The sequence below is a fragment of the Lacticaseibacillus chiayiensis genome, from assembly GCF_004123795.1.
GTDB classification, from domain to species: Bacteria; Bacillota; Bacilli; order Lactobacillales; family Lactobacillaceae; genus Lacticaseibacillus; species Lacticaseibacillus chiayiensis.
Genome location: NZ_MSSM01000001.1, coordinates 18,729 through 35,535, shown reverse-complemented (window position 1 = coordinate 35,535; position 16,807 = coordinate 18,729). Strand labels below are relative to the sequence as shown.

General features: G+C 47.6%; 11 protein-coding genes. 3 read left to right on the top strand and 8 right to left on the bottom strand.

Annotated elements, in window-relative coordinates; all coding sequences use genetic code 11:
• Positions 1–141: 141 nt before the first annotated feature.
• From BVJ53_RS00170 to BVJ53_RS00160, 3 genes are all read left to right on the top strand, one after another.
• A complete protein-coding gene (locus tag BVJ53_RS00170; RefSeq protein WP_129300609.1) occupies positions 142–1,338 on the top strand; it encodes an AAA family ATPase in 1,197 nt (398 codons plus the stop codon).
• Positions 1,335–1,931, top strand: coding sequence for a hypothetical protein (locus BVJ53_RS00165; protein WP_129300608.1), 597 nt, complete (start codon positions 1,335–1,337; stop codon positions 1,929–1,931). Before BVJ53_RS00170 ends, BVJ53_RS00165 begins: the two co-directional genes overlap by 4 nt.
• A gap of 107 nt (positions 1,932–2,038) precedes the next feature.
• Positions 2,039–3,394 (top strand): hypothetical protein, encoded by a 1,356-nt coding sequence (locus BVJ53_RS00160; RefSeq protein WP_129300607.1) that lies wholly within the window; start codon positions 2,039–2,041, stop codon positions 3,392–3,394.
• Here the strand turns inward: BVJ53_RS00160 and BVJ53_RS00155 are convergent.
• From BVJ53_RS00155 to BVJ53_RS00115, 8 genes are all read right to left on the bottom strand, one after another.
• Complete coding sequence (locus BVJ53_RS00155; RefSeq protein ID WP_129300606.1) at positions 3,391–3,597, bottom strand: hypothetical protein; 207 nt, start codon at positions 3,595–3,597, stop codon at positions 3,391–3,393. The two genes, BVJ53_RS00160 and BVJ53_RS00155, sit on opposite strands and share 4 nt — an antisense overlap.
• A 369-nt stretch (positions 3,598–3,966) precedes the next feature.
• The gene (locus BVJ53_RS15245) at positions 3,967–4,290 is read right to left on the bottom strand and encodes a hypothetical protein (protein WP_191983418.1); all 324 of its coding nucleotides are present in this window, start codon (positions 4,288–4,290) and stop codon (positions 3,967–3,969) included.
• A gap of 210 nt (positions 4,291–4,500) precedes the next feature.
• Entirely contained in the window at positions 4,501–5,130 is a 630-nt protein-coding gene (locus BVJ53_RS00145; RefSeq protein ID WP_129300605.1) for an NUDIX hydrolase N-terminal domain-containing protein, read from the bottom strand.
• Positions 5,131–5,791: 661 nt separating this feature from the next.
• Complete coding sequence (locus BVJ53_RS00135; RefSeq protein WP_129300603.1) at positions 5,792–6,004, bottom strand: DUF3923 family protein; 213 nt, start codon at positions 6,002–6,004, stop codon at positions 5,792–5,794.
• 264 nt (positions 6,005–6,268) lie between these two features.
• Positions 6,269–11,602: a TIM-barrel domain-containing protein gene (locus BVJ53_RS00130; RefSeq protein ID WP_129300602.1), complete on the bottom strand. Its 5,334-nt coding sequence runs from the start codon at positions 11,600–11,602 to the stop codon at positions 6,269–6,271.
• 431 nt (positions 11,603–12,033) lie between these two features.
• The gene (locus BVJ53_RS00125) at positions 12,034–14,241 is read right to left on the bottom strand and encodes a MucBP domain-containing protein (RefSeq protein WP_158280546.1); all 2,208 of its coding nucleotides are present in this window, start codon (positions 14,239–14,241) and stop codon (positions 12,034–12,036) included.
• 484 nt (positions 14,242–14,725) lie between these two features.
• Complete coding sequence (locus BVJ53_RS00120) at positions 14,726–16,162, bottom strand: nicotinate phosphoribosyltransferase (protein WP_129300600.1); 1,437 nt, start codon at positions 16,160–16,162, stop codon at positions 14,726–14,728.
• Positions 16,163–16,194: 32 nt separating this feature from the next.
• Positions 16,195–16,755 carry a cysteine hydrolase family protein gene (locus tag BVJ53_RS00115; RefSeq protein WP_129300599.1) on the bottom strand — a complete coding sequence of 187 codons (561 nt, stop codon included), beginning with the start codon at positions 16,753–16,755 and terminating at the stop codon, positions 16,195–16,197.
• Positions 16,756–16,807: the final 52 nt, after the last annotated feature.

Here is a 16,807-nt window from a genome sequence, read left to right as displayed (position 1 = left end):
GGCAGAAGGCGAATATTTTGTTGCCACGCCATTCTGCTATTAACATTTATAACGATTTTAACGTTGCAATTGCTGTACTTATTTCTTTTTGTGCTTTATAATTTCATTATTGACGTAACATCCGCGCTAAAGGAGGACGCTATGATTAAGCTCGTCAGTTTTGAAATCTCGGGGCATGCCTTGTTTGAAGACGGCACAAAGTTTTCAATTCAGGCAATCGGACAAAATAATGGCACGACAGCTAACCGAGTTATTGATTATGGACACGCGTTATATCTCAACAGGACGATTGGCGTTGTTGGCGTAAATGCTTCTGGCAAAAGTACACTTTTCAATTTATTTGATGGATTAAGCGCCTTTTATCTAGAGGACCAGTCGATTGATCAAACGGCTTTGCAGTATAGTTTGCGCGGTGCAGACAATGTTACCGTAATAGCTGACATTGCTGCTACTAGCGGGATGCGGTACCAGATTCAAACTGTTTTTGCACAGGATGAAGACGGTCAGTGGGTTGTTGCTGCTGAGGAAATATATAGAAAGAAGCTAGGGATCTCAGCCCGCAAAAAAGATCAATTTGATTTTAAGACTTCTCAATTAGTCCAGAAACGATCTGATTTAAGTGCCGAGGTCAGTGCGATGCTTAGCCCCAAAGACTCATCATTCCGGGCATTTAAGGGAGGTGAGAAGATCTCTGAGGTCATTTCTATGGTCAGCGAAGTCGACACAAATCGCGTCATGACGTTTATCGATGTGACACCGATGAGCTTAATTCAGTATCTAGATGATTCTATCGAATATTTGCATTATAAAACTGACAAAAAAACTCGTCGCGTAATTGATGTTCAATTGAAATTCAAAGGGCAAAACGAGCCATATGTTGCTCCCACCTTTCAAGGCATCATGCATTATCTTTCCTCAGGTACTGTTCGTGGCATCACTTTGTTTTACCAAATGTACAATGCAATCAGGTTTGGAGCCACTTTGCTTATTGACGAGGTCGAGCTACACATTAATAAGCGCATTGTTGAAGACTTCATTTCTTTTTTTCAGAATCCACGGATCAACATCGCTAAAGCGTCCTTGGTCTATTCAACACACTATCTTGAACTGATTGACGATTCTGAACGTAAAGATGAAAACTACATTTTGGCGCGAAGAGAACGAACTCATGTTTATAGATACAGTGACCTTGACATTCGCGGGGATCTAAAGAAGAGCGAAGTGTTCAAATCGAATTATATTGGCGGCACAGCACCTAGCGATGAACACCTTGCTGCTTTAAAAAAAGAGCTTGCAGAAAAGATGCCTTTTGAGGTTTCATTGAGGGCTGCTAAATGACGCGATCATTGATTGTTGCGGAAGGAACCGCCGAAACAGCCATTCTCGAGATTCTTTTAGAAAATGATTGCTTAACTGTGACGCCGGATGACCTAATCTCAGATGAGAGGGTTGTTCCCAGATTGTTAAAAGGGCAATTATTAGCCGAAAAGTATTTACAAAGAGACTTTGGTACAGGGATTGATTTATTAGTGATTCTCGACAGTCTTAAACGGGAAATCTCTGTACCATATTTGTATAAACGACAGATCCGTCAAACTAAGTATTTTGTAACTCGTCCAGAAATCGAAGCGATACAGTTATACGCAGAGCCAGATTGGCTAAAAAAGTACCAAAATTACCGGCGACGGCACCATGGCGAAGAGCCCAAAAAACTCAAACCAAGTACTTTTTTCAAAGCAAGTCCAACAATTGGCGGTTTAGGCATCAAGGAAGTGAAGACGGATAGTTTTGTTCGTCAGCTGTGGGTTAATCGCCCGGAACATTTAGTAAAGGCAATTTTGCATGTAGAAAACGATATGCGAACACTTTCTCTAGGACAAAGAGAGCCACTAGCTGGTCTACTCCGTCCACACCTGCGTTACAGTCAATGACGTCAACTCTCGATACAGACGGACTACCTTCCTTCTATTGTTTTCAGCGATCATCTGCTTTAAGCTCGACTTATTCCAATAGCCGAACATAAAGAAGGTTGACCAACATGAATGTAACACCTTTAACAACTGGTGGTAAGTGGCTTCAGGGCGGTTTGTTTGCAGTGGCTAATCTAATTTCCTTGTTGCCGCTGCTTGTTTTTGCAACACTCTATCGTGATCAATCGCCTACAGCTTATTTACCTTATATTTTCTTCTATACTGGAACGAAAACCGGTCTGTTACTGGTGAATGGATTTGGTGATGTCCAAAATGCTTATCGTCTAGCTCGCAATTGTTTATGGCTATGTGTTGCATCTTTGATTTTGCTCAATGCATCGTCGCAGCCAGTCATTCAAGATACGGCAGCATTTGTTCTAGGGTGCGGTGCCAGTGCTTTCTTGCCAGCCTATCAAGCCGTTTATTACCGTGAGCGGCGCGTTTGGCATTGGAACTTTGCTACGATTGAAATGCTGGGATTTCTGCTTTACAGCATCGTAACGTTAGGCTTGATTCTATTGGGCGGCCAAATACGAACAGGCTTCTGGGTGTTATTGGCATTTGTGACTGGTGGCTTGGTGTTTTTGCTATGCCTTCCTAAGTTCGCAAAGTCGTTGCAGACTCCTACCTTTGTTGCAAAAACATCATCAAAAACTGATTTAGAACTTTTCTTTTGGTTGACCGCGATTGTTTTCTGTCTGCGTTTTACCCGTTTCTTTGCAAATTCGCTCGGTGTCGGCTTGATGGTCGTGTTTACCTTTGGCTTCTTTCTATTCATTTTACGTATTGCCCTGCATCACCAAATTCGGATTGATTTTCCATGGTGGCTCATTCAAAGCTCGTTTATCAATGGCGTCTATGAAACCTTTGCTATGTTGTACATTTTATTTGCGATCCATGATCAAGGCTTAATGATAGGTGCTTATATCGCATATGGTCTTGGACTCATATTAGCCCAGGTTGTGAGACAAGCCATTCAAAACAAATTTCGTCACATCGCAAATTTGCAGCTACAATTGCTTGGGTTCATGCTGGGAAGCTGGCTTATGCTTGTCCCCGTTGTCTCCCCAGCCGGATTTTTCCTGATCGGCTTCATCGGCAGCGCAAACAGTATTTTGCTTAACCATCAAGTTTACCGATTCAACCTATCTACCCCAGCGAACCGCCTCGCTGTTAAATATCGAAATGCTTATTTAGGAAGCATTCTGTTACAAGCCATGCTCGTTTTCGGTGGCTTAATTGCCGCTCTTTTAACCCATACAGACTTGACCAGCCTTTTTGATCAAGCCAATGCGCATTCATCAGTCGTGATCAGTTACTCGCTGGTTCGGTTGGTCAGTCTTGGTATTGTGGTGATTTTGACTGTCATTACGTTTATTTTGGGAAGACGATTGCCACGGATTAACGAGCGAAAACTTTTTTAACTTATGTTGAGCACATTCCCAAATGATAGGTGCACTTCTAATTCCTCGCTTCTAGCATTGGTGACGTTAATGCTGTCAAGCTGAATATAGCCGATTCGCGCCAGCAAACTGAAAAGTGATGGCTGCGAAAAAGCTTTTGCCTCAGCAATGGCTAACTGCAGCTTGACAAGCTGAAATCGTTTAACTTGTTCATTCGTATACATATAGGTCCCCTAACAACTTTTGCGTGGGGACTGCCCCAGACCGCCTTCAGTGAAGTGCATTTAAAAAGGGTCGGGCTACCATCCGGATAACCGCAAACAGCCTGGCATTACTTCAATGGCCTCAGTTGAAGTTAAGTGTACTAAAAAGCCCGAGCATCACATCACTTTTATTGCAATGTGGTGTCGGGTCAGTTGTCCTGTTGGTCTACAGCTTAACTGACACAGCTTTTACTAAGCAAAAAACGAATTACAGCAGCCTTTTCAATGAAGTATAGAATTCTTCATGCGATCCGGCCAAGAGTATGATAAGGGTTGCCGAAGATCTAGCCTTGTACGCGAGCCATATTCGGTCTTTTGATACGTTCAATATCAGAGGCCAATTTTTTTCTTCAACTCTTTACGAGAAAGAGTTATCACATCATAATCGTTAGCTAACGTACTTAATGATGCTGAAATGGCGTGTTTTTGACGATTAAACTCGCTAACTAGTTCATTGCCTGTTAAACCTTGGGCAACTAAGGATTTGAGAACATCCGTCGAAAAGTCAAAAAAGTCGTCTTTATCGTCAACAAACCGGTAGAAAATGCCGTTAGCTCTTAACTTAGGCACAACTCTTTGTCCGGGTGCAATGTTGAATTCTTTCGGAACTATCAATGTGAGGGAGTTCCCCTGTTTACGCGTTTTAATTTGCATGGCTTTCCTCCTGTAATGACTGTGCCGATAGCATGATGAGTACGACTCAGCATGGGGTCCAATGCAGCCAGTTGCGCCCCGTCCATCCTTTATGAAACGGTATGAAAATGTAAGACCTCTAACCGAGACGCACTAGCCGATGTGTAAAGAAAATTTGTACTTGGGAACGTCTTTTTATTTCAATCGTCTTTCCTTTTCGCTAGCAACCGATCAATCAAACTCCGTCTCCCACTGCTCAGAAGCGTGTGCCGCAAACGCCATAGCAACATCAGCAGGCAAATTTCGTTGCCGCGATAACGGCAGTGCCAGCGCTTCTTCACGACTGAAAGTTTTGACGTTTTCAGTCTCAACCCCCGTTTTTAAAGTATGCGTCACAGGCTCGCAGGCAATGAAAAACTTGTACACATCGCGAGTGCTCTGTGGTGCATAGTCGCGTTTGCGCACTGAATAGACGGCCAGTAGCTGCGTGGGTTTAACCGTCAAGCCGGCCTCTTCGCGTGTTTCTTTCACCGCGATTTCGCCGGCACTATAGCCTAAATCGGCCCAGCCACCAGGTATAGACCACGTTTCGCCAGCACGCTCCTGAACCATTAACAGGCGATCATCGATAAACGTGACCGCTCGCACATCGACTTTTGGCGTCACATAGCCAATGTCTTGATCCACAAATAGTCGGGCTTGTTCTGGAGTAGCATCGCCTAGCAGCATGACCAGCTGCTTAGTAGTCGCCGCCAACTGATCGTAGCGTTCGCGGTCAAAGACATCTTTTGTATAGTAGCGCCCGGACTGTGCAATGGCTTGCAGCTGTGCGATTAGCAAATTCAAATCCTTCGTTGCCATCCCATCACCTCGCTTACCATTGTAGTTGATGACATTTCAGGAATGAGGCAATTGGCGATGAATTTAAGTAAACCTGAAGGCATTGTTTATCGATAGCAAGTCAGGAACCCGAATCGTCATAAACGGGTTCCGCTATGAATTCGAACCTGTTATAATAAATCTGTAAGCAAGAGGTGCCTTGCGCTAACAAGACGCCCCTTGTGGTACAGCAGAACCGTTAAAAGTACGGTGGCATATTACGCAACTAAAAGCCGCGATCTTTTGCCAAAGCTAACGCGGCTTTTAGTCTGCCTACTTTTCTCGGAATTTTCCGAGCGCTTGCTTCAGCTCGTAAACTGCATGACACAGTTTTATCAAAGCCGTAACCAGACGTGTAGACACGCTGACCACAACAATGAATGAGCCGAGACAAGTCGTGATTGCCGCACATGCGTCAATCACAGACAAACCGGCACCTCCTTTCGTAGGAATGTGGTTCGATAGTCCTAAAACCATCGGCATCACCTTCTTTCGATTGCGAAGCGCCACCGCTTATAACTCTCTGCCAGTCATAGCTTATCAGATGTTACGCCCGCGACCAATCATATCGCGGGTTTTTTAATATCTAAAAACATGCGTGCGGTCTATGGACTGCCAAATCTTGATATTAGTCCGTCAGTGCTCATGAACGCCGCTTGGAAAGCAACAAGTAAATGCCTTCTACAAGGACAATCACCAGTATCACCACCGCTATGACTGCGAGCGACATTAGACGTGATTGGAATGTCTCAACATGATCGGTTCCATCAACTTGACGCACCAATACTGTGATGATTAGCGCAAGTAACGCAATTGCCAGAATCCCGTTTGTTAGCCAAAGTCCCTTATGCTTCAATTTACCTACCTCCGTTTAAATTTTCGTCTTTTCGTCTGAGAAAATGCCCCAACACTGCCAAACCTTTTCTCGCCATAACGCGTTCATTGGCCCAGAAATCTGCGTGTAAGGGCCTTGGTCGCAATGGCCTAAACCCAGGGCATCATGCTCAAGGCCGCTTACATTCCGACTTCTAAGCGGGCCAACTCATGCTCAGCAAACAAAAGGCCGCCACCTCACAGGAGATGTCGACCTATTGTGTCACACAACAAATGCTACAATCAACTATTCATGCTTACGCTTACGCAACTTAACATACCCTAATACCCCAATTAAGGCAGCGCCCAAAACAGCCAAGACTGACTGTGTTTGTTCGCCTGTCTTAGGAATGTTGTCAGAATCATTTGTTTCTTTCCCTTTTGCCGGTATTTCCCCAGACGCGCTTGGCTTGCCGCCTTGGAAGCCGCCTGGTGTCGGTCTCGGCTTCGGTGCAGGTGCTGGCGGCGTTATCGGATCCTTTTTGCCCGGTTCCGGCGCCGCTTTCACAAGGTGATCGATCGCCGTTTTGAGATCGGCAACGGCCTTGGCTACTTGTGATTCGGTTGCATCCGGATCTTTTTGAACGGTGCGGACCTGTGCCAAAGCCGTTTCGACGTCGGCAAAGCTTGCTTCTGTGTAGTCAGCTTTTTTCAGCCCGGCTGCCTGCGTGATGAATTTGACCAGCTCGGTTTTATCCGGCAGTTTGACGAGTTGGTTGATGGCGTTCCAGACCGCGGTCGTTTGTTGCGCGACTGCTTCCTGGGTGACGTTTGGATCGGTTAAAAGCGGGAGGGCTGCTTTTAACGCATCCTGCAGTTTGGCGTAGGAATTTGCAGTGTAGGCGCTGGCGCTTAATTTGTCGGCCGTTGCCATGACCGTTTCCAGCGCTTGCTTGTTGGCGCGTGGCAATAACGCATCAATGGCTGCCTTTAATTGATCGACCGCCGCCTGTTGTTCGGCTGAAGACGCATTTGAATCCGCGGCGACTTTTTTGCCTGCTGTAATGGCATCGGTTAATTTGGCATAGCTGGCAGGTGTGTAGTCGTTTGCCTTAAACGTTGCAGCAACTTGAAGCCACTGTGCCAGATCGGTGACCGGCGTTGGCTGCGGCTTGAGTTCCAATGCCACCCATGCCGCAGTGATGGCCTGAATAGCCGATTGAATCTGCGTTTGGGTGGCATGTTCGTCAGCATTGACCGGTTTAGCCGCGACAACCGCTGCCTGCAGGTTGGCGAAACTGGCCTCCGTGTATACGTCGGGTTTCAGGGTCTCAGCTGCATCAATGAGTCCTTTTAGCTGCGCCAGGGTCACGCCGCGATCAGCCTCCAACTGTTGCAAGGCCTTTTGCAAATCAGTGTACGCCTTCGTGAGCGCTTCAGTTGAAGCAGTATCATCTTTCACTAACTGCGCGGCCATGTCGCGAGCGGTTGCGACTGCCTGCCAGCTGTTGGTGGTGAAAAGTTTCGGATTTAGCGCATGAACCGCATCCAACAATGCCGCCAACTTAGTCTTAGCCTGCGCCTGTTCGCTTGCAGATTGTTGCACAGCCACGGTCGCAGGGTCTTGTGGCAAGGTTCCCGGTCCCCATTGATTTGTCAACATCAGATCACGCAACGCAAATTGCAGGTCCACTTTGGGCATCTGGGTTTTGGTTTTCAGCGTGATGGTTGCCAACTTTTGGTTCCCAGATAAGCGCGGTTGCTGGCCTTCATTGGCAAAAATCAGATACACATCGCGGCTGTTGTCACCGTGCGTGCTGATTTTGCTGAAGTTAACCATGTTAGCGGTTGCCTTGGTCGGTTCGACTTTCACCAAGTCCACATTTGCATCCGTCAACGGCAAGCGCGCAAACAGGCTGTTCACCTTGTCCAGATGATTGCCGACCAACGTTAATGTCATCGTCTCACCCGGTACATAAGTCGGTTTGTCGGTCTGCAACGACAAGGTTCCGGCCGGCGCGATTTTATCCGGTTTCGTCACCGGCTCCTTGCCCAACTTGGTCATGACATAGTTAATGTCAAACGCATCAATAACCCCGTTGCGATTCAGGTCGCCATTTTGGACATAACCGTTAAAATCGCTATCGATATTGGCGGTTAAGCCGGCATAGTTCATCAAGGACGTTTTATCGTCATCGTTCACCTGGCCATCATTGGTAATATCGCCCAGTGTGGCCTTGTTGGTGCCATCCCGTTTGAAAAGCAGCAGCTCGCGGCCGGAGACAAAATCACCCACCGTCGACTTCTCCGGAATCAGAAAGCGGACGTACTTGGCTTTTTCGTTCTCGCCAAAGTGAACGGTTTTGTCAGTGCTGTCCCATTTCCAGCCTTTGCCTGCACCGGCCTGATGCCAGTGAATGCCATCCAGACTGGTTTCAACGGTTAGTGCTGACAGATTGCCGTTACCACCGTTTTCACGTGGGACATAGGTGACGTGATCGAGATCATACACGCCATCCAATTCGGTGGTGATCGTCATCGGCGTTGGCGACTGCTTTGGCGTATCCGCGAACCAGTTGCTGTGGGCCATGGTGTCCAAGTCCTGATCGAAAAGGTTGTCGACGGTGTCCTTGCCTTGCCAAACCGGAGTATCTTTGATCGGCGAGGTCACTTTGGGATTGCGCATTTTCACGGCTAGACGCATCGGATTTTCTTTGGAACTGAACGTCTGCTCAGTGCTCCATTTTGACACAGCCTTGGTCGTGACAGTCCGCACTTGGAAGGTGTGCTTGGACTTCTCTTTGACTTGGCTCAACACAAATGCTGGCTGTTGGAGATTACGGTAAATGACGCCATCTGCTTTCACATCATAACTGGCCGCGTCTTTAGTCGGGCTCCAGTTAATGCCAACCGCCGTATCCGTGGTAGTTTTATCGTCTTGTTTCACATCGCTTGGCACCAGTACCTGATCGCTTTCCGGCAGGTTTTCGGTGCTTGGGTCATCAGCAGCGTCAATGCCAGACACGGTTAACTTAATGCCATTGGTTTTAACGTTCGTTTTGCCCAGCTTCACCTGCACGAAGTTTTGGTCAATTTGCTTGTCGGCCAATTTTTCCAGATAGGTATTGGTGTGGTACTGTTTGTTGACAAAGTAAACGTTGCTGCCGGCTTCGTAATCTTGAAGGTTGTCGACGACCTTTAGCGTGACTTCCTTGCCACCAACCGTTGCCGTGACTTTTTTCGGCTGGCCGCTGATACGAATGGCGAATTCGCTGGTGCGGTCCGGATCCAAGCCGCTGTAATCGCCTGTGAGCGGATCAACGGTGACTTGCAGCTGATCTTTTTGCAGTTCGCTGGTGATTTTGGTCTGTGCGTGGGCTCCTTTTAGATACTTTTGCGAAATGCCATCGTCTTCATAAACCGTGAAGTCATTCTTGCCTGCTGCCGGGAAAATCTGGAATTGCCGCTTGGTTTGATCAAAGGCTTTTGGCGTATTGTGCGCTGGCGTGGTCGGAATCACGGCACCTTTTTTGACGAAAACCGGGAGCTTCCAGATCGGTGCGTCAAAGTTGTTGAGCACTTGGCCGCCGCGATATTCCTTGCCGGTGTAATAATCGACCCATACCTGATTTTTATCGGGCAGATAAATACCATTCCGGACATCATTGCCTTTAGCGTCCGCCGCGGTGTTTTGGTAAATCGGTGCCACCAGGAAGTTGTCGCCCCACAGGTATTCGTACTTCACCAAGTCCGTGTAGGCTTCGGGGATTGTCGGATAATCCATGAACAACCCACGCACCATTGGCTTACCATCGAAAACGCTTTGCGCTGAGGCGGTATAGTTGTAAGGCATCAGCATTGTCTTTTGCTTGTTGTAAGCGCGATTGATGGCGGTCGTTTGGTCATCGAAGGAAAATGGCGTCTTGGGATTACTGCCCCAGCCGTCCATATTCAGCTGAATCGGCGTGAAAGCTTTCCACTGAAAATCGCGGGCGTTGACAATCGGATTGCCGCCGCCAAAAATGCCGTCCATATCGGAACCGACATACGGCTGGCCGGATAAGCCTGTGCCGATGTACGTCGGGATGTGGAAGCGAATGTATTCCCATTGACCGCCAGTTTGATCGCCAGTCCAAATACCGGCATAACGCTGCGTCCCGGCCCAGCCGTCAAGCGTAATTGCAAACGGTCGTAAATCATCGCCTTTGACTTTGGTCTGCATCTGCTTAGCCTTTTCCAGTCCGTCTAGGCCAAAAGAATAGCCGGAGCCGACCCAGGCCACATCGGTTTTCAACGCCTTGACGCCATTGGCCACTTCTTTGGCAAAGTCGCGGTCGTCCGGTTTGGGATGCGCTGGATCGACTGGCGAGAGATTTTGTTGGGTCCATAAACCGGTTGCGACGCCATGTTTGTCGGCGTAATCCGCAAATTCCTTGAGGTTGGCCAAGTTGCCAGCCAACGAATCGGTTTGGCCATAGCCGGCACCGTACCCGTCATTGGGCAACACCCAACCCAGCGGCATATCGTTCTTGGCATAGCGATCAATCACGGCACGAGCGCTGAATTGATAGTTGTTCAGCTCACCATTGAGCGACTCCTTGATGCCACTTTGCCCCGCTGGCACCTTGCCCGGCTGATATTCCTTGTAATACTTGCCGTCTTCAAATTTAATCGCGCCCGGCGTATCGGCCGTCACCGGCACCCAGGTATCGCGATTATAGGCATTCAGATGCGCCTCATAAAAACCATACCGCGGCATCATCGCCGGTGCACCGGTGAGATCATAATAGTCTTTCAGTAAATCTGACGGCTTGGCATCAAAGAAGTACACGGCATCAAACCGCTCTTCCTGATGGGTAGTCTTAACTTGACCATCCCCAGCCGCATCAAAATCATACGTCCCTGGCGTAAAGGTATTGCGCACCACGCCGTAACCAGCTGTGGACCAGTAAAACGGATTAGGCGACGCAACGCCGCCATCGACCCAGTTGTTGGTGTTTTGGATTTTGATCTTTTTGCCAGTCAGCGTAAAATTCCCGTTTTGCGTGCCGCCGCCAAAGAAATGATCCTGGCTGCTGCGTTTTAGAATCTGTGTTGTCTGGTTGCCGGCAATTGCAAGTGGCTGCTGTTCGGCCATCACTACTTTGTTGCCTTGCAAAACCTGCAACGTGGCCGCTGCCTTATCAAAGTCAATCGTGATCGCCTTGGTCTGAATCTGCCAGCCCTTAGCGTCGTTCGACAATTGTGCAGCATCAAACGGCTTGGTGGCCGACGTATCAACAGTTTTGGTGAAAATTTTCGCATTCAGCCCATCGCCGGATTGCGCCGGCGCTGCAAACTTACCGCTCGGATCGGCGTAAAAGCGGAATTGATTATCCGCCAACACGAATAACCGCGCTTTGAGATTATTCGAATAAGTAATTTCAAAATAGTGCGCCTGTTTCGTCACACTGATGATCTGCAAGTTACTTGTGGCCTCCTTGGCAATTGCTTTGCTGCTAGACGGATCTGCCGCCTTAACCGCCGACACTGGGATCGTGCTGGTATAATAAATGGCAGTCGCCGTCAATGATAAAACTGCACTGCTGTATAACAACGAACGTGGCACCCGATATTGCTGCTTCTTTGACCCTTGGTGCATCGAGAAACTCCTCCTCAACGTTTGCATAACCCTCGCAAAACATATCATTTAGGTGGTTGGCACCACCTGAGCGAATTGTAACCGCATTCACGAGTTGTTTTCAACTGGAAAGTTCTTTCGATGAGGAGGAAAAATCGGTTTCCTGAAATATTTTTCCGAAAATAGAAATATTTTTATCATGAGTTTGTTCCAACGCGTGTTATATATCAAGCGACCCCGCTAAGGTTCAGTTCCTCTGAAAATGGCCTTGCACTTTTTCGATTATAATTTTCATATTCATGAGAGCCAGGCTCATTTCTTTCACGGATGTTGTGAATTGGCATCTGAACGCACAAAAAGAACGCGCAGATTAAATGTCTACGCGTTCTCTTTTGATGGTCATATCAACAGATTCCAAAAGCTACTTTTGAAACCATCTCTTAGCCACCTCATTATTTTGCTCGGCGTGCCAAGTGACGTGCAGTCAAGCCAACGATGCCAATCAGTACGATCATGGCGCCGACAATACCAACGAATGTGTTAATGGCTTCGCTGGTCTGTGGCAAACGATGCTTGTTGGTACCATTGTCATTGCCTGTCACATTAGGTAATTGTGGGCCATTGCCACCATGACCGCCGTTGTCATTGATGCCCGGTGTGATGACGCCGCCTGCACTAGGTTTGGAGCTTGGCGTTGTTGAGCTGCTGGAACTACTGCTTGTGCTGGAACTCGGTTTTTCCGAGCTACTTGAGCTACTGCTTACGCTAGAACTTGGTTCATTCGAGCTACTTGAGCTACTGCTTACGCTGGAACTTGGTTCATTCGAGCTACTTGAGCTACTGCTTGTGCTGGAACTTGGTTTATTCGAGCTGCTGCTTTCACTAGAAGCCGAGCTGGAACTTGGAACCTTCGAGCCGCTGCTTTCACTGGGCGTTACGCTGGAGCTCGGAACACTCGAACCACTGCTTTCGCTAGAGCTTGGTTCAACGCTTGAGCTGCTTGAGCTGGAACCTGAGCTGGGAGCGGTCGAGCTGCTTGAGCTGGAACTGCTACCACCAGTGCTTGGCAGAACCCCTTGTTTTTCATAAATGAAGACAACCTTCTGCGGGTCGCTAGTGAACTTCCCGGTTGGCTGGCCGTTAACTGACTTAAACTTATAACCTTCAAATTGTTTCTGAGTTGCCGTATAAGTTTCACCGACATTGCCACTCAAGGTAACATCTGGTGCTAACTTCGTACCGTCAGTCGTCTCATAGGAAACCGTGACGTTGCCGCCTTTAACCGGAGCCGGCTTGGAGACCGTGACATGCGCCGTCTTCGAAATTGTCACGCCACCTAGTGTGTAGCTATATTTAACGGCATAAGTACCTGGCTTGCCGGTATCAACTGTGCCAGTTGTCTTGATCTGGGATGAAATATTGCTGCCATCCTTAGGTGAAATTGCCGATACAAGATTATCTTTAGGATTCCAGGTGCTACCTTCCTTAATCGTTGTATCTTTGGTATCAATCACTTGATGGATTTCAACGTAGCAATCATTCTTAGGAATGCGAATAGGCTTACCATTTTCATCAACAATCACAACCTCAGGCTCAGATTCAGTATCGTACAGATATCTGGAGACGAACTGGCCATTCTCACCAACATCGACTGACAATCCCTGATCTTTGATGGCATTCATGATCCGTGTTAAATCAACTGAGAAAAACCCGCCTTTGTATAAGGTGCCGGTTTTATCCGGTTGATCAAGTAGATAGGAGAAATTATAACCTGTGACATCCGCATTAGGCGTTGTCGTTGGCATCAATTTTTGAATTGAATCAGGCAGAGCGGTATATTTTGTATCCGAATCTTTCTTGGTTGCAAAATAACCGGTAATGTTCAACGGAAATGGTACGGAGAATCGGGTATTCGTCCGCGATCCCATGCCATTATCGCCAAAGACCAACGTCCCAACGGTCACAGTCGAAAGATTATAATAGGCCGCTCCAATCGTGGTGTCCGTTGTATTACTCAAAGCAAGCGGTGTTGTCATCGTCACCGTGGTTTTGGCAGCTAAACTACCGGTAATCTGAACGGCGATCAATTTATTCCATGAAGAATACTTGCTTAGATAATCACTCTTCGAAAGATATTCGCCTGGTTTGGCACTATAGAACACCTTAAGGCCTGCTTTAGTCATATCCTGGCTGAAAACTGGTGCTCCAGAAACATCGGCTTGAATGTCTTCTTTGGGAACATTATTAAAGTTCGTCGCTTCAAAAACCGCATTGATATTTTTCGCGCTTGAAGAACTGTTCTTCATCGTGCCGATTTCAGCAAAGCTACTCAGATCCGTAAAGTTCGTGATTGAGTCTGAGTTAGTGGATACTGGTGTAATCACACTCGAACCATTCTTATATGTGGTCTTAAACTGAGTGGTAATTGCTACACCATTCTTCTCAAGTGAGTTGTTGTCGTTGTTAGGATTCGGTACTAGATTGGTAACACTGGTATCCTTGACCACCTTCGCTCGAGTTGAGACATTTTCAGAACCGGAACCAGTACTGCTATTGCTTGCCGCATTCGACACGCTGGTTCCGGGTACACATAACATGACAAGTGTCGTCATGAATAAAACAGCTGCGCTATAAACATATAGCTTGGCATGTTTCCACATTTGTATCCCCTCCAATTTATAACAACCACGTGTTTTGTGCCAAATCAGTTGAGCACTTATCAGCAGACCCATTTGGCGCGAAACACATACGCTTTTTGATCCACCATTAGTATACATCTAAATAATTATATTACAATACAATTCAATTTATTAAATAGTAAAGTGGCCTAAAGGGCTTAAACTGGCTGATATAACGACGATTGTATCTTTTTGACATCTACTTACATTTTGTTAACAAAACAACGGATAGTATCCTCCAAGTAGTGCTTTTTCCCAACCTTGGTTCACCTCATTTACGATCTTCTCGCCCTTAAGGATCGGTTAGAGTTGTTAACAAACGTCAATAATATAACACATTGCCTGAATAGCATTTTAGGGGCGTTCATTCTGTTGGCGCTGTCAACGTTATTTTAAAAAGTACAAAAAAAACGTCATCTAAATTGTTCTAGATGACGTTTCCAAGAAACAGCGAAAGCTAAATGGATTACTTCTGATGATGCTCGTCAATGAGCTGTTGTTGCAAAGTTGCCAGCTTAGGCGTCAGATACACCGGGTAGAGATCGGGATTGACGAGTCGTTGAGTGGCCTCAGGCAGCTGAGCCAATTCTTGACGCGCATATTTTTGAATGGCAAAGACATCGGTTGTCACAGGTAGTTCCTTGGCCGGATCAAAGGCTGGCTTCAAAAGCGGGCGGGCGGAAAAGTCGCGCAGTGTGACTTGTGGGTGGGTGGCCAATGGGTTGGCGCTGACTGCGGCGATTTCTTGCGGCAGCGTTTCATCGGCTAAGGCAATGATGTCAGCGAAGGCCTGTTTGCTATTTTGGTGATACAGGCGATAAACCTGTTTGTGGCTTGGCAGTGTCGTTTTTTCACGGCTGGCACTAACTTTGATTTTCGGTAACCATTGACCATTTGACTGCATGGCAGCCATTTTATACACGCCGCTCAAAACCGGTGACGAGGCGCTTGTGATTAAGTTTTCGCCAATGCCAAAGTTGTCGATCGGGGCGCCTTCCTTAAGTAAGGACTGAACCACGGTTTCGTCCAAGGCATTAGAGGCCGTGATTTTGGCATCCGGGAAACCGGCAGCGTCTAGCATCTGGCGCGCTCGCTTGGCCAGCTGGGTAATATCGCCGGAGTCAATGCGGATGCCCACTGGATGATGGCCAGCTGCTTTGAGCTCCTTGAAGACCGTAATGGCGTTGGGTACACCGGATTTAAGAACATCATACGTATCGACCAGCAAGGCGCTGTTGTCGGGATAAACCTTCGCCCATGCCCGAAATGCGCTTAATTCATCTGGAAATGCTTCCACCCAGCTATGCGCCATGGTTCCGGCTGCCGGAATGTTGAATTGCTGGGCAGCCAACACGTTGGAGGTACTGCTGCACCCGCCAATAACGGCCGCGCGTGCCCCATAAACCGAGGCGTCAGGCCCTTGCGCCCGCCGCGCCCCGAATTCCATGACCGGCCGGCCTTCTGCAGCCGCCGTGATGCGCCGCGCCTTGGTCGCAATCAGTGACTGGTGATTGACAATGTTCAGCAGTAGCGTTTCCAGCAACTGGACCTGCATCAATGGCCCTTGAACGGTTAACAATGGCTCTCGCGGAAAGACCGGTGTGCCTTCAGGTAAGGCCAAAACGGTGCAGTCGAGGTGCATTTTTTTCAAATAGTCCAAGAAGGTCTCGGAGTAAAGCTTCAGTGACCGCAAGTACGTAATATCTGCATCGGTAAAGTGAAAGTCGCGTAACGCTTCAACCACTTGCTGCAGACCAGCCGCGATGACAAAACTGCCTTGATCCGGCACCGTGCGGAAAAAGAGATCAAAAACTGCCTGGTCCTCATGCGGCAAGGTAGCACAATACCCATTGGCCATTGAAAATTCATAAAGATCCGTCAACATCGCTTGGTTCATATTCATAAATTAAGCCTTCTTTTGTTTCATAAACGATTTTATTCGGTAACGGTAGCGCCAAGCACATGGGCAAAATGGTCCAAGGCCCAGTCCTGTCCTGCTTGGGTTAAAGCCGCCACGCCATTTTTGTGCACAACCATCTGATAGTTGAGGTTATAAGCATCGACTGCGGTGTGCAGCACGCAAATGTCGGTGCAGACGCCAACTAAATGGACCGTGTCGATTTTGCGTTCCCGTAATCGTAGATCTAAAGGCGTGCCGGCAAATGCGGAGTAGCGCGTTTTGTCGAACATGTTGACGCGTTCCTCATCATGATGGGCAGCGTACCAAGGTGCCAATGCGCCATAAAATTCCCGTCCCCAAGTACCGCGAACATTATGCGGCGGAAATAATTTGCTTTCCGGATGATAGGGATCATGTGGCGTGTGTACGTCAGTTGGCAAATAAACCCAGCCATCTTGCTGAAGAAATTCATCAGCCAATTTAACAATCGTAGGTGCCAGTACCTGTCCGGCTTTCCCACAAGTCAAGGCGCCTTTATCAGCGACAAAGTCATTGGTGTAGTCAATGATCAGCAATGCTTCATGTGAATGTGCCATCAAGAACAATCCTTTCTAATTAAAGTACTTTTTACTTAAACTAAGGTTGCAT